This window comes from Streptomyces sp. NPDC050433 (genome assembly GCF_044458565.1).
Taxonomy (GTDB): Bacteria; Actinomycetota; Actinomycetes; order Streptomycetales; family Streptomycetaceae; genus Streptomyces.
In genome coordinates, this window is sequence record NZ_JBITIB010000016.1 from 162,772 (window position 1) to 184,050 (window position 21,279).

Annotated in this window: 15 protein-coding genes; 8 read left to right on the forward strand and 7 right to left on the reverse strand. The window is 71.4% G+C overall.

Going from position 1 to position 21,279, the window contains the following annotated elements; all coding sequences use genetic code 11:
• Nucleotides 1-17 precede the first annotated feature (17 nt).
• Together ACIBLA_RS21130 and ACIBLA_RS21135 are read left to right on the forward strand one after the other, a co-directional pair.
• The gene (locus ACIBLA_RS21130) at nt 18-2,036 is read left to right on the forward strand and encodes an ABC transporter permease (RefSeq protein WP_399199435.1); all 2,019 of its coding nucleotides are present in this window, start codon (nt 18-20) and stop codon (nt 2,034-2,036) included.
• Nucleotides 2,037-2,109: 73 nt separating this feature from the next.
• Entirely contained in the window at nt 2,110-2,955 is an 846-nt protein-coding gene (locus ACIBLA_RS21135) for a hypothetical protein (protein WP_399199436.1), read from the forward strand.
• Between the two features lie 22 nt (nt 2,956-2,977).
• On the opposite strand, the gene ACIBLA_RS21140 is transcribed toward ACIBLA_RS21135, so the two are convergent.
• On the reverse strand, nt 2,978-3,985 hold the full coding sequence (locus ACIBLA_RS21140) for an aminoglycoside phosphotransferase family protein (RefSeq protein WP_399199437.1): 1,008 nt from the start codon (nt 3,983-3,985) through the stop codon (nt 2,978-2,980).
• 409 nt (nt 3,986-4,394) lie between these two features.
• Between ACIBLA_RS21140 and ACIBLA_RS21145 the strand changes: the two genes are divergently transcribed.
• The gene (locus ACIBLA_RS21145; protein ID WP_399199438.1) at nt 4,395-6,875 is read left to right on the forward strand and encodes a PQQ-dependent sugar dehydrogenase; all 2,481 of its coding nucleotides are present in this window, start codon (nt 4,395-4,397) and stop codon (nt 6,873-6,875) included.
• A complete protein-coding gene (locus ACIBLA_RS21150) occupies nt 6,872-9,052 on the forward strand; it encodes a ThuA domain-containing protein (RefSeq protein ID WP_399199439.1) in 2,181 nt (726 codons plus the stop codon). The genes ACIBLA_RS21145 and ACIBLA_RS21150 overlap by 4 nt, the downstream gene beginning before the upstream one ends.
• 105 nt (nt 9,053-9,157) lie before the next feature.
• Here the strand turns inward: ACIBLA_RS21150 and ACIBLA_RS21155 are convergent, their stop codons facing one another.
• The 3 genes from ACIBLA_RS21155 to ACIBLA_RS21165 all read right to left on the reverse strand — a co-directional run bounded on the left by ACIBLA_RS21155 (nt 9,158) and on the right by ACIBLA_RS21165 (nt 13,188).
• Nucleotides 9,158-10,630: a GAF domain-containing protein gene (locus tag ACIBLA_RS21155; RefSeq protein ID WP_399199454.1), complete on the reverse strand. Its 1,473-nt coding sequence runs from the start codon at nt 10,628-10,630 to the stop codon at nt 9,158-9,160.
• A gap of 673 nt (nt 10,631-11,303) precedes the next feature.
• On the reverse strand, nt 11,304-12,347 hold the full coding sequence (locus ACIBLA_RS21160) for a rod shape-determining protein (RefSeq protein WP_363246186.1): 1,044 nt from the start codon (nt 12,345-12,347) through the stop codon (nt 11,304-11,306).
• A 238-nt stretch (nt 12,348-12,585) separates the two neighbouring features.
• On the reverse strand, nt 12,586-13,188 hold the full coding sequence (locus tag ACIBLA_RS21165) for a hypothetical protein (protein ID WP_363246184.1): 603 nt from the start codon (nt 13,186-13,188) through the stop codon (nt 12,586-12,588).
• Between the two features lie 122 nt (nt 13,189-13,310).
• On the opposite strand from ACIBLA_RS21165, the gene ACIBLA_RS21170 reads away from it, so the two are divergent.
• Nucleotides 13,311-14,042: a hypothetical protein gene (locus ACIBLA_RS21170; protein ID WP_363246183.1), complete on the forward strand. Its 732-nt coding sequence runs from the start codon at nt 13,311-13,313 to the stop codon at nt 14,040-14,042.
• Between the two features lie 15 nt (nt 14,043-14,057).
• Here ACIBLA_RS21170 and ACIBLA_RS21175 read toward each other — a convergent pair whose 3' ends face one another.
• Nucleotides 14,058-14,495 carry a MarR family winged helix-turn-helix transcriptional regulator gene (locus tag ACIBLA_RS21175; protein WP_399199440.1) on the reverse strand — a complete coding sequence of 146 codons (438 nt, stop codon included), beginning with the start codon at nt 14,493-14,495 and terminating at the stop codon, nt 14,058-14,060.
• 95 nt (nt 14,496-14,590) lie between these two features.
• Between ACIBLA_RS21175 and ACIBLA_RS21180 the strand changes: the two genes are divergently transcribed.
• Together ACIBLA_RS21180 and ACIBLA_RS21185 are read left to right on the forward strand one after the other, a co-directional pair.
• Nucleotides 14,591-15,610, forward strand: coding sequence for an NADP-dependent oxidoreductase (locus tag ACIBLA_RS21180; protein WP_399199441.1), 1,020 nt, complete (start codon nt 14,591-14,593; stop codon nt 15,608-15,610).
• 78 nt (nt 15,611-15,688) lie between these two features.
• On the forward strand, nt 15,689-16,117 hold the full coding sequence (locus ACIBLA_RS21185; RefSeq protein WP_363246180.1) for an organic hydroperoxide resistance protein: 429 nt from the start codon (nt 15,689-15,691) through the stop codon (nt 16,115-16,117).
• A 102-nt stretch (nt 16,118-16,219) separates the two neighbouring features.
• Here ACIBLA_RS21185 and ACIBLA_RS21190 read toward each other — a convergent pair whose 3' ends face one another.
• The gene (locus ACIBLA_RS21190; protein ID WP_399199442.1) at nt 16,220-18,802 is read right to left on the reverse strand and encodes a M14 family zinc carboxypeptidase; all 2,583 of its coding nucleotides are present in this window, start codon (nt 18,800-18,802) and stop codon (nt 16,220-16,222) included.
• 211 nt (nt 18,803-19,013) lie between these two features.
• On the opposite strand from ACIBLA_RS21190, the gene ACIBLA_RS21195 reads away from it, so the two are divergent.
• Nucleotides 19,014-19,895, forward strand: coding sequence for an EI24 domain-containing protein (locus ACIBLA_RS21195; RefSeq protein WP_363246178.1), 882 nt, complete (start codon nt 19,014-19,016; stop codon nt 19,893-19,895).
• Nucleotides 19,896-19,960: 65 nt separating this feature from the next.
• On the opposite strand, the gene ACIBLA_RS21200 is transcribed toward ACIBLA_RS21195, so the two are convergent.
• A complete protein-coding gene (locus ACIBLA_RS21200; protein ID WP_399199455.1) occupies nt 19,961-21,211 on the reverse strand; it encodes a pyroglutamyl peptidase in 1,251 nt (416 codons plus the stop codon).
• Nucleotides 21,212-21,279 lie beyond the last annotated feature (68 nt).

Below are 21,279 nucleotides of genomic sequence, written 5' to 3' on the forward strand. Positions count from 1 at the left end.
CAGCCCGCAGGAGCCCGATGACCCGCCTCAGTTCTCTCCGCCCGGCCCCTGGCCGCACCCCTACCCGTACCCGTACCCCAGTCGCGCTCGCCGTCCCCGCGCTGCTCGCCGTCGCCTTCCTGCTCCTGCCGCTCGTCGGGATCCTCGCCCGCACCTCCTGGGGCGAGGTCGGTACGCATCTGAGCAGCCCCGGAGTCGTCGAGGCGCTGCGCCTCTCGCTCCTCGTCTCCTTCTGGGCGCTCGCGCTCTCGCTGGTCCTCGGGGTGCCGCTGGCCTGGCTGCTGGCGCGGGTGGACTTCCCCGGCAAGGCGCTCGTACGGTCCCTGGTCCTGCTGCCGATGGTGCTGCCGCCCACCGTCGGCGGCGTCGCGCTGCTCCTCGCGTTCGGGCGGCGCGGGCTGCTCGGCCCCTGGCTGGACGACACGTTCGGCATCACCCTGCCGTTCCACACCTCGGGCGCGGTCCTGGCGGCGACGTTCGTCGCGATGCCGTTCCTCGTCATCAGCCTCGAAGGCGCGCTGGGCGGACTGCGTCCCCGTTACGAGGAGACCGCCGCGTCCCTCGGAGCCTCGCCGGTACGGGTGTTCGCCACCGTCACCCTGCCGATGGTCGCCCCCGGTCTGCTCGCCGGGGCCGCGCTGACCTGGGCGCGGGCGCTCGGCGAGTTCGGGGCGACCATCACCTTCGCGGGGAATCTGCCCGGCACCACACAGACGCTGCCGCTCCAGGTGTATCTGCTGCTCCAGGGCTCGCCCGAGGCCGCGACATCCGTCTCGCTGCTGCTGCTCCTCATCGCCATGGCCGTGCTGATCGCGCTGCGCGGGCGCTGGACGGGCACGCCACGGGACTCCGAGAACGTGTGGAGCGGGGGCCGGAAGCATGCGGCGCGGGCCGCTTCACCGGAAGACGACACAGGGGCGGACGGGGAGGACGGGGCTGACCGGGCGGCGGCCGTGGACCCGGGCAGGGGCAAGGTCGGCGAGCCGGAGACCGCCGACGAACGCTGGTCGCTGCACGCCGACGTCACCGGCTTCACCCGCCTCACGCTCGACGCCGAACCCGGCACCACCATCGCCGTCGTCGGTCCCAACGGCGCCGGCAAGACCACCCTCCTGCGGGCCCTCCTCGGCCTGACCCCACGCGCCCGCGCCGAGCTGCGCCTCGGCGCGCTCGACGTCACCGCGCTCCCGCCGCACCGCCGGGGCGTCGCCTGGGTGCCCCAGGACGGCGCGCTCTTCCCGCACCTGAGCGCCCTGAGCAACACGGCGTACGGGCTCCGCGCCCATGGCGTCGGCCGCGCCGAGGCCCGCCGGACCGCCCAACTGTGGCTCGACCGCCTCGGGGTGGGCCATCTCGCGCACCGCAGGCCCGCCCAGGTCTCCGGCGGGCAGGCCCAACGAGTGGCGCTGGCACGGGCGTTGGCGACCCGTCCCCGGCTGCTGCTGCTCGACGAACCGCTGGCTGCCCTCGACCAGACCACCCGCGCACGGGTACGGCACACCCTGCGCGGCCACCTCGAGGGCTTCGGCGGAGTGTGCCTGATGGTCACTCACGACCCGGTGGAGGCCGTGTCGTTGGCCGACCGCGTGCTCGTCCTGGACGAGGGCCGCGTCGTCCAGGACGCACCGCCCGCCGATGTCACCCGCCACCCCCGCTCGCCGTGGGTGGCCCGGATGCTCGGCCGGAACGCCTGGCCCGGCACCGCGACCGCCGACGGGCTCGCGCTCACCGGCGGCGGACTGCTGGTCGTCGCCGATCCGCTGCCTCCGGGCACCCGCGCACTCGCGATCATCGCGCCGGAGGCCGTGTCTGTGCACCGCGACCGGCCGAGCGGCAGCCCCCGTAACGTCTGGCCCGGCACCGTACGCGAGATCACCTCCAGCGGCAGCAGACTGCGTGTGCTGATCACCTCCGAGCGGGCCCCGGACCTGGTGGCCGAGATCACCCCGCAGGCCGCCGTCGAACTCGCCCTGGCCGACGGGGTGCCGGTGTGGACGAGCGTGAAGGCGACGGAGGCGACCGTGGTGGAGCTGTGACGGGCCGCCCTGTGCGCGGCGGTGGCGGGACCCCGGCGTAGCCTGCCGGCACCCCGTCACCTTCAGGAGCACGATGTCCGCCGCCGCCGTACCGCCCCGCATCCTCTACGTCACCGACCTCGCCTACCAGGCCAGGGGCCGCCGCTACTGCGACGAGGACATCCTGTTCTCCACCCGGCTGCGGCGGGACTTCACCGTCGCCACCTGCCATCCGGCCGACGCCGCGCGCCTCATGGGCGATTTCGACGCCGTCGTCGTACGCAACAGCGGTCCCGTGATCCACTACCGCGAGCAGTACGAAGCCTTCCGCGACCGGGCGCTGGCCGACGGCGTGCGCGTCTACAACCCGCTGACGGGGCGCGGCGACATGGCGGGCAAGCAGTATCTGGTGGAGCTGAGCGACGCGGGGCTGCCGGTCATCCCCACCGTGGACCGGGTCGCGGACCTGGGGCGGTTGCCGGACGCCGACGAGTACGTCCTCAAGCCGAAGGACGGGGCGGACTCCATAGGCATGCGGTTCGTGCCGCGCGACGGGCTGGCGGATCTCGGTGGGTCCGCCGGAGGGCTCGGGGACGTGCTCGTACAGCCGCGTATCCCGTTCTCGTACGAGGTCTCCTTCTACTTCGTCGACCACGACTTCCAGTACGCGCTGTACGCACCCGACCCGGAGCGGCGGTGGCAGCTCGTGCCGTACGAGGCCAAGGCGGTCGATCTCGACTTCGCGGGGAAGTTCATCGACTGGAACACCCTCGACCACGGCATCCAGCGCGTCGACGCGTGCCGCGCGCCGGACGGGGAGCTGCTGCTGGTGGAGTTGGAGGACCTCAATCCGTTCCTGTCGCTGGAGCTGCTGGACGAGACGGCCCGCGACGCGTTCATCGCACGCACGATGGTCTCGCTGCGCGCGCTGCTGAGCTGACCTGACGGCCGCCGGCCACGTCCTAGAGGGGTGGATCGGTGAAGAGTTCACGCAGCCACCAGGCGCTCTGCTCACCACCTCCGGCGCTCACGCCGCCGGATGTCTCCGGGAAGAGACGGCCCCAGGAGCAAGCCCGGCCGATGGCTCCGAGCCGCCACGCCAGGCTGACAGCGCGTCGCAGCTCCGCGGCTGTGACGCCGGTCCGTGTCCACGGCTCCAGATAGGCGTCGCGCAGTCGCGGCAACACCTGGGGCCCATAGCGCCCGCGAGCCGTGCGAGCGGGGACCAACAGGCTGCAGAAGGGGTGGGAGACCGCCGCGTCGCCCCAGTCGAAGAAGGTGAAACGGCCCGGCTCCGGGGCGAAGAGCTGACCGTCATGCAGATCGGAATGGTCGAGCGAATCGGCAAGGCCGACGCTCTCAAGTTCCTCGCACCAGCCCACGAGGCGGGGACGCAGCTCGCGCAACGCCCGGCGGTCGGTGAGCCCGAGCGTGGTGTTCTCATCGACGATCTTGTCGAAGACCTCGGGGAGGACAGCCAGACGCGCGTCGGGGACACCGAGCACGTCGAACGTCTTCACGTACGGACCCAGTGCCCGCTGCATGTCGGCGTACTGGCGCAGCATCTCTTCCCAGGCTCGCGGGCCGGCGGAGCCACGGTCGAGTACGTCTCTGAAGAGCGGCCCACCGTCCGGCAGCAGCGACCAGCCACGGCCTGCGTCGACGGCGAGTGGCTTCAGCACATGTTCCGGGACCCAGCGGGCCAGCGCCTCGGTCAGTCCCGCTTCGAAGGCGCTGGGGGGCGGGTTGGCCTTGAACCACACCGCACCGTGTCCTTCGACCGGCATCCGCACCAACACGGACCACGGCCGCAGCCGCACCCTCCGCCGCCCCGTCTCGTGCAGCCCGTGAGCGGCGAGCGCGGACTCCGCCCAGCCGAGGGCGGCCTCTCGCCAGTCGTCCTGTTCCCAGGGCGTCGTCGCCTCCGGATACTGCCCCCGGTCCACCACCGCCGACGCGTCACCCTGCATCCCGCCATCCCATCATGCGCGGTCCGCGTGCGGCGACTGCGTTACGGCTACGTTTCCCGTACCCCCGACGAATTTGTTCAGTCACACAACAGTGTCCGAAAGGTGGGTAGTTGCCGGTGCGGTGGGCGGTGAGATCGTCCGGGGATCCGGGCAGGCCAACACCGGTCTACGCGCGGGAAGTTCAGGCTCGCGCGCGTACGTGGAGGCCCGTCGGGACGCCCGCGTTTAATTTTGACACGACCTTGACAAATTAATTCGGCGTTGCCAGCATGCAACTCGCTCGGACTGTGGACATGGCTTCCGGGCGAACGCAACGCAGCCCTCCCCCTCGCACCATCCGCTCGGCAGCAAAGCGCGACGGCGCGCGCCTTGCCTGACACACCCCACCTCTGGTCAGGAAGGAAACCTCATGTCACGACGCCCACCTGCGTGGTCCAGAATTCTCGCGGCGCTCGCCCTCGTACTCTCCGCCGGCCTCACCGCCGCCCCCGCCGCCGTCGCCCACCCCGGCCACCCGGAACACGAAGCCGCGGAAATCCCGGCAGCCGACTACCAGCAGGTCCAACTCGCCCTCGGTGGTGCGGAGTTGGGCGAGGCGATGTCGCTCGCCGTACTGCCCGACCGCTCTGTCGTGCACACCGCGAGGGACGGCACGGTCCGCCTCACGGACGCCGCCGGGAACACCAAGACGTCGGGCAAGCTCGATGTCTACACGCATGACGAGGAAGGTCTTCAGGGAGTCGCGGCCGACCCGGACTTCGCGACCAACCGATATCTGTACCTGTACTACTCGCCCAAGCTCAACACCCCCGGCGGCGACGCCCCGGTGACCGGAAGCGCGGCCGACTTCGAGCCGTGGAAAGGGCATCTGAACCTCTCCCGTTTCACGCTCAAGGCCGACAACACGCTGGATCTGGCGAGCGAGAAGGTCGTGCTCGAAGTGCCCAACGACCGTGGCCAGTGCTGTCACGTCGGCGGTGACATCGACTTCGACGCGCAGGGCAATCTCTATCTGACGACGGGCGACGACACGAACCCGTTCGAGTCGGCCGGTTACTCCCCGATCGACGAACGCACCGACCGCAACCCGCAGTTCGACGCCCAGCGCTCCTCGGGCAACACCAACGACCTGCGCGGCAAGGTGCTCCGTATCAAGCCGGCCGCGGCCGGCGGCTACACCGTCCCGTCCGGCAACCTCTTCGCACCGGGTACGGCCCAGACGCGCCCCGAGATCTACGCGATGGGCTTCCGCAACCCGTTCCGGATGTCCGTCGACAAGGCCACCGGCATCGTCTACCTCGGCGACTACGGCCCCGACTCCGGCTCCACGAGTGCCGACCGGGGCCCCAGCGGCCAGGTCGAGTTCAACCGCATCACCGGGCCGGGCAACTACGGCTGGCCGTACTGCACCGGCACCAACACCGCCACGGAGACGTACGGCGAATGGGCGTTCCCGAACGGCCCCTCCGCAGGCAAGTACGACTGCGCGGGCGGCGCCACCAACAACTCCCTCCACAACACGGGCCAGAGCAAGCTCCCGCCGGCCAAGGCCTCCTGGATCCGCTACTCCGGTGACGCGGGCTCCCCGCCCGAGTTCGGCAGCGGCTCCGAGTCGCCGATGGGCGGCCCCGTCTACAACTACGACGCGGGCCTCGACTCCGCCGTGAAGTTCCCGCAGTCGCTCGACGGCCGCTTCTTCGCCGGTGAGTACGGCCGTAAGTGGATCAAGGCCATCGAGGTCAAGGCCGACGGCAGCCCCGGCGTCATCGAGAACTTCCCGTGGACCGGTACGCAGGTGATGGACCAGGCCTTCGGCCCCGACGGCGCGCTGTACGTCCTCGACTACGGCACCGGCTCCAACAACCAGGCGCTGTACCGCGTCGAATACCTCGCCGGCAGCAACCGCAACCCGGTCGCCAAGGCCGCCGCCGACAAGACGTCCGGCCCTACACCGCTCGCGGTCTCCTTCTCGTCCGAGGGAAGCGCCGACCCCGAGGGCGGAGCGCTCAGCTACGCCTGGGACTTCGGTGACGGCGCGAAGTCGACCGACGCCAACCCGAGCCACACCTACACCGAGGCCGGCACCTACCGGCCCACCCTCACGGTCACCGACCCGGAGGGCCTGACCGGCACCGCCAGCCTCGTGGTGACGGCCGGCAACACCGCCCCCACCGTCACCCTGACCACGCCCGCCGACGGCGAGCTGTTCTCCTGGGGCGACAGCGTCCCGTTCACCGTCACGGCCGGCGACCCCGAGGACGGCACCGTCGACTGCTCCAAGGTCAAGGTGACGTATCTGCTGGGCCACGACGAACACCGGCACCAGATCACCTCGAAGAACGGCTGCACCGGCACCATCGACGTCCCCGTCGACGGTGAGCACGACACCGCCGCCAACATCTACGGGGTCTTCGACGCCGAGTACACCGACGCCGGCGGCCTCACCACGCACAGCGACAGCATCCTCCAGCCCCGGCACCGCCAGGGCGAGCACTTCGGCGCCCAGTCCGGTATCGAGATCGCGGCCCACGGCAACGCCGAAGGCGGTGCCACGGTCGGCTTCACCGACAACGGCGACTGGGTCTCCTTCAAGCCGTACGCGCTGGACAACGTGACCAGCGTCTCGGCGCGCGTCGCGTCCGGCGGCGTCGGCGGCACCCTCGAAGTACGCGCCGGGTCCGCGACCGGCACGCTGCTCGGCACGTTGAACGTGGCCCCGACCGGCGGCTGGGAGAACTTCGTCGACGTGACGGCGGACATCTCCAACGCCCCGGGCGGGACAACCGAGTTGTTCCTCGTCTTCAAGGGCGTGACCGGCCAGGGCAACCTCTTCGACGTGGACGCGTTCACCTTCGCCACCGCTGCGGAAGCCAAGGGAGTTGAGCGATGAGAAGCCAGATCGCCCGGCGCGTACGGCACAGGTCCTGCGCGCTGGCCGTAGCGCTCGGCGCCGCGCTCCTGGCGCCCACCGGGGCTTCCGCGGAGGCCGCGGCCGACCCGTACGACGTCCTCGTCTTCTCCAAGACGGCCGGATTCAGGCACGATTCGATCCCCGTCGGTATCGAGACGATCCAAGGGCTCGGCGCGGCCAACGAGTTCGCCGTCACCGCGACCGAGGACAGCGGTGCCTTCACCACGGCCAACCTCGCGAACTACGAGGCGGTGGTCTTCCTCAGCACCACCGGCGACGTGCTGAACGACGCGCAGCAGACAGCGCTGAAGTCGTACGTCGACGGGGGCGGCGGCTATGTCGGCGTCCACGCGGCGGCCGACACCGAATACGGGTGGCCGGCGTACGAGGGCCTGGTCGGCGCCTGGTTCAAGAGCCACCCGGCGATCCAGCAGGCGACGCTCAAGAACGAGGACCGGACCCACCCGGCCACCTCGCACCTGGACCCGACCTGGTCCAGGACCGACGAGTGGTACAACTACCGCACCAACCCCCGCGACAGCGTCCACGTACTCCAGAGCCTGGACGAATCCACCTACAGCGGTGGGGAGATGGGCGACGACCACCCGATCACCTGGTGCGACGAGCAGGCCGAGGGCCGGTCGTTCTACACCGGGCTCGGCCACACGCGGGAGTCGTACGCCGACCCCGCCTTCCGGCAGGTGCTGCTCGGCGGCATCCAGTACGCGGCCGGCGCGGTCGACGCGGACTGCTCGCCCACGGACGAAGGCGGCGACCCCGCGGTCGTCGAGGGCGAGGCGTACACCTCCGGCTCGGGCGTGGAACGCGCCAACCACGGCTCGGCCAGCGGCGGTCAGACCCTCGGCCACATCGAGAACGGTGACTGGGCCGGGTACTCCCAGGTCGACACCGCCGGTGCCACCACCTTCACCGCCGACGTCTCGTCGGCGGGCGCGGGCGGCACGGTCGAGATCCGCGGCGGCTCGGCCACCGGCACGCTGCTCGGGTCGGTCGACGTCGCGCCGACCGGCGGCTGGGACACCTTCACCGAGGTCTCCACGACGCTGACCGCCACCGGGACGGGCGCGCTGTTCCTGCGCTTCACCGGGGGAGCGGGCGCGCTGTTCGACATCGACAGCTTCACCCTGTCCGGCGCGGCCGAGGAGCCCAAGGCCGAGGGCTCGTCGAACGTGCACCTCTTCTACTACCCCTGGTACGGAAACCCCGAGGTCAACGGCAGTTGGCGGCACTGGCAGCAGGGCGGCCAGAACCCGCCCGAGGACATCGGCGCCGACCTGTACCCCAAGCTGGGCGCGTACGACTCCGGTGACTTCACCGGCGCCGTCGAACAGCACATGAAGTGGATCAAGCAGTCCGGTGCGAACGTCCTGGTCTACAGCTGGTGGGGCCAGGGCAGTTACGAGGACGGGCTGGCCGACGGCGTACTGGACGCGGCCCAGCGGCACGGCATCAAGGTCGCCTGGCACCTGGAGCCGTACAGCGGGCGCAGCGGTGCGTCCACGGTGGACGACATCAACTACATCAACGAGCGGTACGGCGACCACCCGGCGTACTTCCGGGACGCGGAGCGGAACAACAGCAACGCGTTCTATGTCTTCCAGAGCCTCGATGTGCCCGACTGGTCGGCCCTGGACCAGGTGACGGACAACAACATCGTTCTGGCGCAGACCACCGACACGTCGAAGATCGCGCACTTCAACGGCCTCTACACGTACGACGGCATCGCCGGCGCCACCGCACCCGGCTGGAAGAACGCCGGGGACTACGCACGGGCCAACGACCTGGTCTGGGCGCCCTCGGTGGCTCCCGGCTACATCGACGACCGCGCCGTACCCGGCAACACCACGCCCACCGTGGGCAGGGACAACGGCGCCGCGTACGACAAGCAGTGGAACAACGCGCTGGACCCGGCCATCGGCGGATCACCCACCTGGGTCTCCGTCACCTCCTTCAACGAATGGCACGAGGGAAGCTCGATCGAACCCGCGTCGGGCAACCCGCCTGCCGGGCACGGCTATCAGACCTTCTCGGGCGCGTACGGGAAGACCGGGACCGAGGCCGAGACGGCGTATCTCGACCGGACGCGGCACTGGGTGGACCGGTTCGAGGCTGCGCGGGCGGCCAGGCTGCGGTGAGAGCGGCCCGTGCCGGGTGCCCAGTCACCCCCGGTCCGGGCGATGAGGCAGCGGGCCCGGTACGGCCAACGAGCCGTACCGGGCCTTCTGTTGTGCGTGCGGTCCCTACCGTTCCGCCTCCCAGGTCACCGACGTACCCCTGCCGTCGTCGGCCTCGTCGCGCTCCCCGTCGTCCGAGACCACCAGGCGCACCCCGTCCCCGCCGTCCGCCAGCCGCGCCGTCGCGTCGACCTCCACCTCGATCGACGTCACCCCCGTCCGCCGGTGCGCGGCGGCCAGCGCGCCGCGCAGCGCGGACAGCAGTCCGTCGTGCAGTTGATCTCCTACGAGGGTGTCCACCGCCCCCGTGAAGTGCACGGACGGCTGGAAACCCAGCAGGGCCGCCGCGCCCGCCGCCTCGCGCAGCACCTTGCCGCGCAGGCTCGTCGGGGCGTCGGCGGGCGGCTGCTGGAGGGCGAAGATCGTGGTGCGCACCTCCTGGATCGTGGAGTCCAGCTCGTCGACGGCGTGACCGAGCAGATCGGACAGCTCCGGTTCGTCCGTGCGCCGCCGGGTCGACTCCAGCATCATCTCGGTGGCGAACAGCCGCTGCACGACCAGATCGTGCAGGTCGCGGGCGATCCGGTCGCGGTCCTCGAAGACCGCCAGCCGCTCGCGGTTGTGCTGGGCGTCGGCGAGCACCAGCGCGAGCGCGGCCTGGGAGGCGAACTGGGTGGCCAGCAGCCGATCCACGGCGGTGTACGGGCGTCCGCCGCGCTTGCGCGGCAGAGCGAGCGTGCCGATCAGCCGCCCGCCGCTCTGGAGCGGCAGCATCATGCTGGGCCCGAAACGGGTCCGCACATGGGTGGTCATCCGGGGATCGGTCGCCGAGTCGTCGATGTACACCGGTTCGCCACCGAGGAGTTGGATGAGCACCGGCGAGCCGGGCGCGATGCTCGTACCGACGATGTCGCCCGGGTCGTCCAGCGCGGAGGCGGCGACGATCTCCATGCCGCCCTCGTCGGTGGGCTGGAGCACCACCCCGGCGGCGGCGCCGGCCAGGATCCGCGCGGACTTCGCCAGCGTCGTGAGGGCGTCCGCGGCGGTCTCGCCGGTGAGCAGCGCGGTCGTGACGGCGGCGGCGCCCTCGATCCACCGTGCGCGCTGGCGGGCCGTCCCGTACAGGCGCGCGTTGCCAATGGCGATCCCGGCCTGCGAGGCGAGCACGCGCAGCAGGGCCAAGTCCTCCTCGGTGAAGGGTCCGTGCCGCTTCCGGGCCAGACAGAGATGGCCGAGCACGTCGTTGTTGACCCGGACGGGGACGCCGAGGCTGAGGGTGGTGCCGGGGTGGCCGAGGAGTCCCGTGTGCCCGGTGGGCAGCCGGGTGATCCGACGGCGCTCGTCCTCGCTGAGCCCGACGGAGTACAGCTCGGCGATCCGGCTCCGACCGCGCTCGGGGCCCCGGCCTTGCGCGGGCCCGGCGAGCGCGAGCGCGCCGTATCGCGCGTCGGTGAGATCGGCGGCGCTGTCGACGACATGCTGCAGCGTGGAGGCCAGCTCGCCCTCGGTCCCGACGTTGAGCACGGCGTCGAGCAGCATGGGGAGCCGGGGTGCGGACGTCCGGGAGCGCCCGGTCCGCCGCTGCCCGCCCCCGACGTCCGTCCGCTCGCCCTCGCCCGCCCGCCCCGCCCCGTCGCCACCCGCTTGGGGTCGCGGGCTGTCCGGGTGGTCCTGGCCAGGGCCGATGTCGGGGTCCGGCTGGGGGCGCTCGGGGCCGCGGTGGCCGGGGCTGTCCTGCGGGGTGTTCCGCTGGTTCCGGCTGTCGCCCTGGCCTTCCCGCTGTTCCGGGTCGGTGTTCGGCTCGTTCGGACTGTCCGGGGCGGTGCTCCGGCGGTCCCGCCGGTCAGGCCCGATGTCGGAGTCCGCCTGTGGGGCGTCCCGCCGCTCCGGGCCGTTGGCTCCGTGGTCCCGCGCGTCCGGGGGTCCTTTTCGGCGGTTGTGTACGCCCCGTCCCTCGGGGACATTCGGGTCGGTGCTCGGGCGGGTCTGCCGGTCAGGCCCGATGTCGGGGTCCGCCTGGGGGCGCCGGACGCGGCCCTGGCCGGAGTTGTCCTGCGGGGCATCCCGCGGTTCCGGGCCGTTGGCTCCGTGGTCCCGCGCGTCCGCGCCACCGCCGTCGTCCCGGCGGTTCCGCGCGCCCCGTCCCTCGGGGCCGGTCGAGCCTTCCCGGCGGTCCTCGTCGGTCGGCCCGTCTTCCCCTCCCGCCGTCACGTCACTCGGAGTGCGCCAGCGGATTGAGCACCAACGGCTGGATCTTCCCGTCCAGCATCGCCCCGAGGCCGAGGATCGCGCAGACGTCCGGCCGTTCGGCGATCTGCACCGGCATGCCCGTCGCGTCGCGCAGCATCTGGTCGAGACCCGGCAGCAACGCGCTTCCGCCGACCATCATGATCCCCGTGTCGGCGAGGTCGGCCACCAGGTCCGGCGGGCAGTCGCGCAGCACCTTGCCGATGCCGTCGAGCACGGCGGTGAGCGGCGTGTGGATGGCCCGCCGTACGGCGGCGGTGTCCACGTGGACCGACCGCGCGAGCCCCGTCGCCACGTCCCGGCCGTGGATCTCCGTCGAGGTGGGGCCTTCCGAGGTGATGCCGTTGCCGCGCAGCGCCAGCTGGAGCGGCCGGACGGACTGGCTCGGCAGCATCAACTCGTGCTGGTGGCGCAGATGCTGGATGACCGCGTGGTCGATGGCGTTGCCGCCCACCGGGATACGCTGGGCCGTCACGATGGAACCGAGCGACAGCACGGCCACCTGCGTGGTCGCCGCCCCGCACACCATGATCATGGTCGCGGTCGGCTGCTCCACCGGCAGCCCGCAGCCCACCGCCGCGGCGATGAGCGTGTCGACCAGCTCCACCCGGCGGGCCCCGAGACCGACCAGCGTCTCGACCGCCGCGCGCTGCGCGAGCGGGTCGCTGTCATGGGGGGTGCAGGCCGCCGCGCGCAGCCGGGGCTTTCTGCGCAGTTGGCGGCGGAGCTTCTCCCCGAGGAGGTGGCGGAGCATCCGCTGCGCCATCTCGATGTCCACGACGGTGCCGCCGCTCACGGGGCGGACGACGCGGATGTAGTCCGGCGTACGGCCCGTCATCTGCTCGGCCAGGGCGCCGACGGCGATGAGCGCACCGGTCCGGGTGTTCACTGCGGCGACGCTCGGCTCGTCCACGACGAGCCCGGCTCCTTTCACAAAGACCCGGGTCCTGGCGGCCCCGAGGTCGACGGCGACATGGCAACGGCGCAAGTGCTCAAGACTGACGGTCACGGGCTCTTCTCCCGGAGGCGCTGAGGTGGATCACCGGCGGGCGGCCGGTTCTCTTCGCATCGTGGGCGCCGGAGGGGCGGTGCGCGCGCTGGGATGCGCCGGTCGGGGGTACGGAGCTGACGCCATGCCAGGGTCACGCCTGCCGGTCTGCCGCCCGGCGTGTCGGCGAACGCACGCTTTCCCGCGTACCCCTTCGAGGGCGGCACGCGGAGGACCCGAACCCGCCGCGACCCGCCCGCTACGACCCGCCCCCCACCCGCGCCCAGCGCTGAAGCAGGCCCCACGTGAACTCCGCCACGCACGCCCCCGTCCCCGGTGCCTCGAACGCGAGGCCCCAGCGGGTCGGGGCCGTGCCCTCCAGGGGTCTGGCCGGGGGGAACGCGCGGGCCACCTCGTCGACCGTGCAGGACCAGGGGCGCAGGTCGTCGCTCGTACGCAGCTCGGGGCCCCGTTCGCCCGGTGCCCGGACCAGCCACTCGTTCCACACGCCGCCGCCCGGCGCCGCCGTCACCTCGAAGCGGAGGGTGGGCCACAGCGGTACGGGCCACAGCAGCACCTCGCACGCCAGATCGCCGACCTGGCGGGGAAACGTCGCCTCCGGCGCGCCCAGCACCGAGCGGTAGCGCGACAGTGTGCCGCGTGCGCGGGGGGAGCGGACCATCGCCTGCCAGCGCCGGTTGGCCTCTCGCATCTCGGCGAGCGAGGCGCCCAGTTCGCGGCGGGCGTCCTCGACCAACTCGCCCTGGTGGTCGGCCATTCGCCGCAGCAGTACGAGTTGGAACTCGCGCGGTCCGAATGGCCGGGAGGTTCCACCGGCTCCGGCTGATGTCGTGGCATTCATAGCGACATCGTGCCCCTTCGGGGCACGTCGGGCGGCGGGCGGGTGGAGGGGCCGATTCCGCACAGGATCTTCACACCGCAGGTGCCCGCGACGGGGTTTAGTCGGATTATCTTCGGGGCGCCATGGACTACTGCCATCACTGCCAGCGGCACCTCAACGGCGCCCTGGCGTGCGCCGGGTGCGGTACGCCCGCCGAGGAACTACGGTTCCACGACCCCGTTCCGCACGAGGCGGAGGTGGTCCTCGCCACGCGTGATTACGGTCAGGAGCCCCCCGTGGGCCCGCGCCGTCAGCGTGGTTCCCGCAAGCGCAAGGTGTCCCGTCGCGAGCGCCGCGAGATGCGCGCCGAGCGCGGTGCGCACCGGCGCAAGGGCCGCGCCGTGCTGCTCACCGTGATGGGTCTCGTCATGGCCGTCGGCGCGCTGAGCCTGGCCGAGCTGGCGCTGGAGTCCGGCGGCGACGGCGACGCCACCTCGGTACAGGAGGACCGGGCGATAGAGCTGGACGGTGGGCCGCCGCCGACCGGCCCGACGAAACCGAAGGAGCCGGGCCCGGTCGAGGGCACGCCCTCCACGTCCACCGGCGCCGCTGCGCCCGGCGGGGACGGTGCGCCCGACCCTTCGGCGACGGGTGAGGGGACGGGATCCGGGTCGTCGGACGAGGACTCCCCGGCGCCGACGGGCTCGGCCGGGCCGAGCGACGAGCCGAACCCCAGCGACTCGGCCGACCCCACGGGGTCCACCGGTCCCAGCGGCGAACCGAGCCGGCCGAATCAGCCTCCGCCGCCTTCACTGTCGCCCACCCCGACGCCGACCGAGACGGAGGACTGCGTCCTGTTGATCTTCTGCTTCTGAGGGCAGGCGCGGCGCTCACTCCCCGGCGTCGTCCCCCAGCATCCGCCGCAGCAGATCCCGCAGCACCGTCCGCTCGGCCACCGAAAGATCCGCCAACGGCTCCCGCGCGAAGTTCAGCCCGTCCCGCAGCTGTTGCGCCGTGCTCCGCCCCTTCTCCGTGGGCGCCGCGAGCTTCACCCGCCGGTCCGCGGGGTCGGGACGCCGCTCCACCAGGCCGCGTGACTCCAGCCGGTCCACGATCCCCGTGACGTTCGACGGCTCGCATTTCAGCCTCTGGGCGATCCGGCGCATCGGCATGGGCTGGATGGAGAGCAGTCCCAGTACCCGAGCCTGCGCGCCGGTGAGTGAGTGCTCCGCTGCGGCGTGGTCGTATTCCTCGTAGTAGCGGGCCACGACCGTGCCGATGAGTTCGACGACTTCGAGGGTCAGGGGGTCTGTGTGCTCAGTGGCCATGCGCACCAGCGTACCCGTTTACTTGACAACATGAAATATATAGAGGCATGGTTGTTTCAGATGGTGAAGCTTTACTTCGAGGAGGCACCGCACCCATGACCGCCCTTCCCGCGTCCGGCCGTGAATGGCATCTCGTCGCCCGCCCGCACGGCTGGCCGGAGCCTGCGGACTTCGCCCTGCGCGAGGCCCCGGTGACCGAGCCCGGCGAGGGCAGGATCCTCGTCCGGAACAAGCACTTCTCGGTCGACCCGTACATGCGCGGCCGGATGAACGACGTGAAGTCGTACACCCCGCCGTATCGGCTCGATAGCCCCATGGACGGCGCCGCGGTCGGTGAGGTCATCGCCTCGAACGCCGAGGGATTCGCGGTCGGCGACCAGGTGCTGCACGGGCTCGGCTGGCGGGAGTACGCGGAAGTCCCCGCCAGGTACGCGACCAAAGTCGATGCCTCGCTCGCGCCGCTCAGCGCCTACCTCGGAGTCCTCGGCATGACGGGCCTCACCGCCTACGCCGGTCTCTTCGAGACCGCCTCCTTCAAGGAGGGCGACGCCGTCTTCGTCTCCGGTGCCGCCGGTGCCGTCGGCAGCCAGGTGGGCCAACTCGCCCGGATCAAGGGCGCGTCGCGGGTCATCGGCTCGGCGGGATCCGACGACAAGGTCAAGCTTCTCAAGGAGGAGTACGGCTTCGATGCCGCCTTCAACTACAAGAGCGGCGGCTCGATCAAGGAGCAGCTCAAGGAAGCCGCGCCCGACGGCATCGACGTCTACTTCGACAACGTCGGCGGCGAGCACCTCGAAGCGGCGATCTCCTCGTTCAACCTGCACGGCCGCGCCACCATCTGCGGAATGATCTCGCAGTACAACAGCACCGAGGCCACCCCCGCCCCGCGCAATCTCGCGATGGTCATCGGAAAGCGGCTTCGCCTCCAGGGCATGCTCGTGACCGACCACATGGCGCTCCAGCCGCAGTTCGTCAAGGACGTGGCCGGCTGGCTCGCCTCCGGTGAGCTGAAGTACCGGGAGACCTTCGTGGAAGGCATCGAGAACGGCTACGACGCGTTCGTCGGTCTGCTCCGCGGCGAGAACACCGGAAAGATGGTCGTCACCCTCAACTGACCCGCAGCCGCTAGGCTCGTGGCAGGCCGTCGTGGTCCGTGGGCGCGAGCCGCGGCGTACAAGAAGAAGGAACCCCGCATGACGATCCAGAAGATCGACACCCTCTACACCGCCGTCGCCACCGCGGAGAACGGCCGTGACGGCCGCGTCTCCACGGACGACGGCAAGCTCGACGTCGTCGTCAACCCGCCCAAGGAGATGGGCGGCAGCGGCGCCGGTACGAACCCGGAGCAGCTGTTCGCCGCCGGCTACAGCGCCTGCTTCCAGGGCGCGCTCGGCGTCGTCGCCCGAAGGGAGAAGGCGGACATATCTGGCTCGACGGTGACCGCCAAGGTCGGCATCGGCAAGACCGAGGCCGGCGGCTTCGGTATCGAGGTCGAGCTGGTGGCGTCCATCCCGAACGTGGACGCGGCCACCGCGAAGGACCTGCTGGAGAAGGCGCACCAGGTGTGCCCGTACTCCAACGCCACGCGCGGCAACATCAAGGTCGAGCTGTCCGTCGTCTGACGACGGCACGCACCACCGCCCCGTACGAACGCCAGGGCCGCACCCCCACGAGCGGGGTGCGGCCCTTCGTGCGGCCCTTCGCGTACGCGCCCTGTGCGCCTTCTACGGAAGCCGGTTCAGCAGCGCCCGGCCCACCTGGGCGAAGGAGCCCTTCGGGTGGTCGCGGAACAGCGGCTCGGTGCCGAACAGCGTGACCGGCGCGCCCGCCGCCGACGTACCGCTCACGATCGCCGCCTGTCCGGCCGCGTCCTGCGGACCGCCGGTGCCGTCAGTGCTGCCATCGTCTCCGCGCCAGTGGCCAGAGACGAGCGGGTTGCCGCCCCCGTACGACTGCTCCGTGCGTACGCCCGCACCGAGCGCGGTGTACCAGATCGGCGAGTAGACGAACGAGTGCGGCTGCGTGCCCCCGGTGACCGGTCCGGGCGTGTTGACCACCCGCACCACCCCGTTGGCGTTCCCGTTGCCCCGTACCGGCGTCGCCGTCAGCAGAGCGGCCTCGGCGTTGAACGTCGCACCGCCTGAGCCCAGCGCCACCACGGGCGCGCCCCCGGCGAGGAATTCACCGAGCGCGGCGCGGGCAGTCTCGTTCAGCCCACGGTGGCTCAGGCCCGTCGACACGTACAGCGCGTCGGCCTTCGACCAGTCGAAGCCCGCGTTCGCCGTCGCCGTCGAGACGGGCAGCACCTCGAAGCCCATCTCGCGCAGCGCGAACAGCTCGCCCGAGTTGACTGCCGCGGCGACCGTGGTACGGCGCAGAGCCGCGACGCCCTTGTCCTGCGTGGCGGTGAACACGACGCCGTACCGGTCGGCCAGGATCTCGGCCTTCTTCCGGGCCGACGACGGCACGATCGCCGCGCCGTCCGCCGTCCTGCGCACCTGCACCCCCTGCGCCAGCAGGGAGTTGACGGCGGCGAACTCCTTCGGGTCGTCCAGCCGCAGCTTCAGGTCACCGCTGCGGGCCACCGAGCCGACCGGCGAGGCCGCGTCGACCTCGCGTCCGGAGAAGTCGAGGCCGCCCCGCTGGACCTTGGTGACGCTCGCGCCCCACAGCAGCCCGAGGCTCCAGCCCGAGATGTCGTACATCGACGACACGTCGGCGCTGATGTCCTTGCCCTCGTCCAGGATGACGTTGGCCAGCCCGCGCTTGGCCTGCTCCATGTCGACCACGTATGAACCGGCCGGGTAGCTGCGGCCCGCCAACGTGAAGCCCTTACGGGCCTGTTGGACCTTCACGTCGTTGGCGATGAGATGGTCGACCAGACGGGCGGCGGCCGACGCCGACCGCTGTCCGCTCCCGGCCGGGATCACGTACGCGCGCGGGAAGTCGGTCGTGTAGATGTCCTCCGGGCCGATGCCGGGCACACCGGGCACCGTCTCCTCGGAGATGACCCGCTGCTTCTCGCCGGCGACGCCCCGCCGGAACGTCTCGATCTGGTCGGCGATCAGCGTCGTGCGGTGGTCCAGCGCGAAGTCGAGCGTGGAGCGCATCGCGGCGCCCGCGACGTCCGTGTTGATCGCGGACCTGCGGCGCAACTCCTCGACGGGCAGGGTGTTGTAGTCGTTGTTGTTGACCCGCATCGGTATCTCGATGGTGTGCGAGGCGACCGCACCCTGGAACGCCATGTACTGCGGGGTGAAGATCGGCGGCCAGTCGTCCCAGCCCTCCTCCTGGTCCCGGAAGGGGATGACGGGCGGCTCCACGCCGTCCTTCTCGGCCGTGTAGCCGAGGTCGTTGACGGCCTCCTCCATGCCCAGCGCGTTGGCGTAGGAGTTCTTGAGGAAGAGGTCGTACTCGTAGTTCTCGCCGTGCGGCGGTGTCGTCGGCTCGATGAGCGTGCCGTTGACGTACCCGTGCAGGTCGAGCATGACCGCCGGCTGCTTGTCGACGGCTATCTGCCGGATCGCGCGTGCCTCAGGCTGCGAGGCGGTGATGAAGTCGCGGTTGAGGTCGATGCCGTTGCCGTTGGCGCGGGTTCCGGCGACCCGGCCGTCCGGGTTGGCCGTGACGTTGAGATGGATCCGGTTGGTGGCCAGCAGCTTCTTCGTACGGCTGTCCTTGGCCTTCGCCAGCTCCTCGATGAGCTTCAGGGCGGCGTCGGTGCCCTCCCACTCATTGCCGTGGATGTTGTTGTTGATGAAGACGGGAGTCTTGTAACTCTCCTTGATCCGCTTGTCCTTGGCGGCCGACGCGGGGGAGTTCTCGATGCGCTCACGCATCCGCTCCTGCTCGGCCGCCTCCTCCGCGCTCTCCGGGGCGGTGACCGTGACGAGGTACAGGTCGTGCCCGCCGGCCGACCGGCCCGCGACCTCGACACTGACCCGATTGCCCAGCTCCTGAAGGGCGTTGAGGCGCGGAGCGAGCGCGTGGTACGGCGCCAGGCCCAGCTTGATGGCCTTGTCGGCCGGGTTCTCGGGCAGCGTGTCGAGGACGTTCCGGCGCGGATAGCCGCCGTCCTCGCGCAGACCGAGGGAGGACGAGCCCGAGCCCACCGAGGAGAGCGCGGCGGCACCTGCCGAAGGCAGTGCGGCCGACGCCACGCGGCTGTCCGTCGTGCCGCCGTCCCGCACCCGGTGCGGGGAGCGGTCGCCGTCGGTTCCGGGAGCGGCGGTCGCGGGCAGCGGGGAGAGCATCAGGGCCGCGGTGGCGGTGGCGGTGGCGAGCAGGACGGGTCTGGGTATCCCCATGCGGTGGTACCTCCGGGTCGTGCGATAGGTCCTACGATCGGTCGTGCGATGGATGAGCGCGGTGACGATCGTTCGGTTCAATACGCAGGTAATACCTGTTGAACGGGTCGACAACAAGGGTTTTGGGAACCTCGTCCGTCCCACCCGCCTCATGGAACCCGGCGGGAACCACCCCGAAACAGCGGTGGAACAAGCCCGATAGGGTGGCCGTATGCGTGATCTCGGTGTGGGCTTCGGCTACTTGGTGAAGGGCCAGCGCTGGGTCGGCGCGCACGGCAGATGGTTCGGCTTCGGGCTGCTGCCCGGCCTGGTGACCCTCGTGCTGTACGCGGCGGCGCTCGTCGGCCTGTTCTACGGCGCCGACGACCTGACGGCCTGGGCGACACCCTTCGCCGACGACTGGTCCTCGCCCTGGCAGGGGCTGTTCCGCGGCTTCCTCACGGCGCTGTTCTTCGCGCTCGTGCTGTTCATCGCCGTGATCACCTTCACGGCCGTGACCCTGCTGGTCGGGCAGCCCTTCTACGAGTCGCTCTCCGAGGCCGTGGACCGCTCGGAGGGCGGCCAGGTACCGGAGTCGGGGCTGCCGCTCTGGCGCGAGCTGTGGATCTCCGCGCGGGACAGTCTGCGGATCCTGGGGCGGGTGGTGCTGTACGGCGTCCTGCTCTTCGCCCTCGGGTTCATCCCCGTCGTCGGCCAGACCGTCGTGCCCGTGCTCGGCTTCTGCGTCTCCGGCTTCTTCCTGGCGGAGGAGCTGACCGCGGTCGCGATGCAGCGACGCGGCATCGAACTGAAGGAGCGGCTCCCGCTGTTGCGCGGACGCCGACTGCTCACCCTCGGCTTCGGGGTCCCGCTGACGCTCGCCTTCCTGGTGCCGTTCGTCGCGGTGTTCCTGATGCCGGGCGCGGTGGCGGGAGCGACGCTGATGGCCCGCCACCTGACGGGCGAGGACACCGGTGACGGCACCGGCCCCGCCGACCCGGCGGCGCGGCGTCCCGACACGGGCCCTCAGCAGGCCGGTTCGCCGCTGCCCGGACGTACGGCTCCGACGCCCGGCCGCGCCGGCCCGCCGGCGGAGGTCCCGCGCGAGTGGTGAACGCGGTCGCCGGCCGGGTTGCGCGGCTCACCGGGCGGACCCGGTGAGCCGGACCGGCCCGCCGCCTATGACTCCTCCGCCGCCACCCGCACGATCGTCCGCAGCTGCGCCGTGATGTCCTGCCTGTTCTGCACGAACACCGGATCCGACACCGTCCCGGTCGCCGGGTCGGTGTTGCCCGGCCCGAACTGGAGGACCGGCGTGTGCACATGGCCGCCGGGGATGTCGAGCCCGAGCCGGTCGCGCAGCAGCGTCGCCCGGTACGCGATCTCGTTCGACAGGTAGTCCCCGCCGCCACCGGCGCGGGCCGCCGAACCGGGCGTCGGTCCTTCCGGCCGTACGACAGGCGCCGTGCCGCCCGCCGGGATCTCGGTGACCGACGTGTTGTCGTACACCGGGAAGCGCCCGGTGTCCGCCGCCACGATGCCCGCGTACGGCAGCGTGGTCCGCGTCCACTGCGGCTGTGTCGCCGGGTCCTCCACCGGTACGAGCCCGGTGAAGGACACGTTCTCGTTGTCGCCGAAGCCGCCGCGCCAGGCGCCGTTGTACCGCTCGACGTCGATACGCCCCACCCGTCCCTGACTGACCGTCACGAACAGATCGGCGCGCGGCAGAGTACGGCGCAGGGCGCGTTCGACCGTGCCGTCGGCGAAGTCCCCCCAGCGGACCGGGAACACGGCGGTCTCCACGCGCGCCGGTCCGTCGGCCGTATTGATCACCGTGCCGTCCAGCGCCAGCGCGAGGGCCCCGGACGGGTTGCTGATCCGGATGTCCCGGTCCAGCGTGAACGGGTCGAAGCCGGTCACGACGATCCGCTTCACTCCGTTCGCCCTGTCCCGGTCGCCCGCCGCCATGGAGTCCTGGCCGCGCGACGCGCTCTCCAGCCGGTCGAGGAGACGTACGCCCGCCGCCTCGGACAGCCCGGACTCCGCGTGCCACGCGCGCAGTTCACGGGTCATGGCCAGCCGCGCCCAGTACAGCGGCCGGTCGTCGTCCCGGCTCAGGGCGTGTCCTTGGGGTCCTGCCGGACCCCGCCCCTGCGCCCGGTCCACCGCCCGCTGCCACAGGCGTTCGCCGTGCCGTACGGCGGCGCGCTCGGCCTGCGCGTAGGAACCGGCGTCGCGCAGCGATGTCGCGAACGCCGGCGCGACCCCGTCGAAGCCGCTGTCGGCGAGTATCCGCCGCGGTACGTCCCCGTCCAGGCGCCGCTCCTCGACGGTGACGGCGGGGGCTTGGGCGGCGGCCGTGGCCTGCGAGGGAGGCGCCACGGCGACCAGGGCGGCCGACGCGAGCAGTACGAGTCCGAACCGGCCCATGTTGCCGGTGGTGCGCACGAGTCTCACGGGAGTCCTTCCTTCGGGTGGCGGAAGTATCACCTCCCGCG

Excerpts from the sequence above, each read along its gene's own strand:
- ACIBLA_RS21130 (WP_399199435.1), top strand. The coding sequence starts at position 18 with ATGACCCGCCTCAGTTCTCTCCGCCCGGCCCCTGGCCGCACCCCTACC.
- ACIBLA_RS21135 (WP_399199436.1), top strand. The coding sequence starts at position 2,110 with ATGTCCGCCGCCGCCGTACCGCCCCGCATCCTCTACGTCACCGACCTC.
- ACIBLA_RS21140 (WP_399199437.1), bottom strand. The coding sequence starts at position 3,985 with ATGCAGGGTGACGCGTCGGCGGTGGTGGACCGGGGGCAGTATCCGGAG.
- ACIBLA_RS21145 (WP_399199438.1), top strand. The coding sequence starts at position 4,395 with ATGTCACGACGCCCACCTGCGTGGTCCAGAATTCTCGCGGCGCTCGCC.
- ACIBLA_RS21150 (WP_399199439.1), top strand. The coding sequence starts at position 6,872 with ATGAGAAGCCAGATCGCCCGGCGCGTACGGCACAGGTCCTGCGCGCTG.
- ACIBLA_RS21155 (WP_399199454.1), bottom strand. The coding sequence starts at position 10,630 with ATGCTGCTCGACGCCGTGCTCAACGTCGGGACCGAGGGCGAGCTGGCC.
- ACIBLA_RS21165 (WP_363246184.1), bottom strand. The coding sequence starts at position 13,188 with ATGAATGCCACGACATCAGCCGGAGCCGGTGGAACCTCCCGGCCATTC.
- ACIBLA_RS21170 (WP_363246183.1), top strand. The coding sequence starts at position 13,311 with ATGGACTACTGCCATCACTGCCAGCGGCACCTCAACGGCGCCCTGGCG.
- ACIBLA_RS21175 (WP_399199440.1), bottom strand. The coding sequence starts at position 14,495 with ATGGCCACTGAGCACACAGACCCCCTGACCCTCGAAGTCGTCGAACTC.
- ACIBLA_RS21180 (WP_399199441.1), top strand. The coding sequence starts at position 14,591 with ATGACCGCCCTTCCCGCGTCCGGCCGTGAATGGCATCTCGTCGCCCGC.
- ACIBLA_RS21185 (WP_363246180.1), top strand. The coding sequence starts at position 15,689 with ATGACGATCCAGAAGATCGACACCCTCTACACCGCCGTCGCCACCGCG.
- ACIBLA_RS21190 (WP_399199442.1), bottom strand. The coding sequence starts at position 18,802 with ATGGGGATACCCAGACCCGTCCTGCTCGCCACCGCCACCGCCACCGCG.
- ACIBLA_RS21195 (WP_363246178.1), top strand. The coding sequence starts at position 19,014 with ATGCGTGATCTCGGTGTGGGCTTCGGCTACTTGGTGAAGGGCCAGCGC.
- ACIBLA_RS21200 (WP_399199455.1), bottom strand. The coding sequence starts at position 21,211 with ATGGGCCGGTTCGGACTCGTACTGCTCGCGTCGGCCGCCCTGGTCGCC.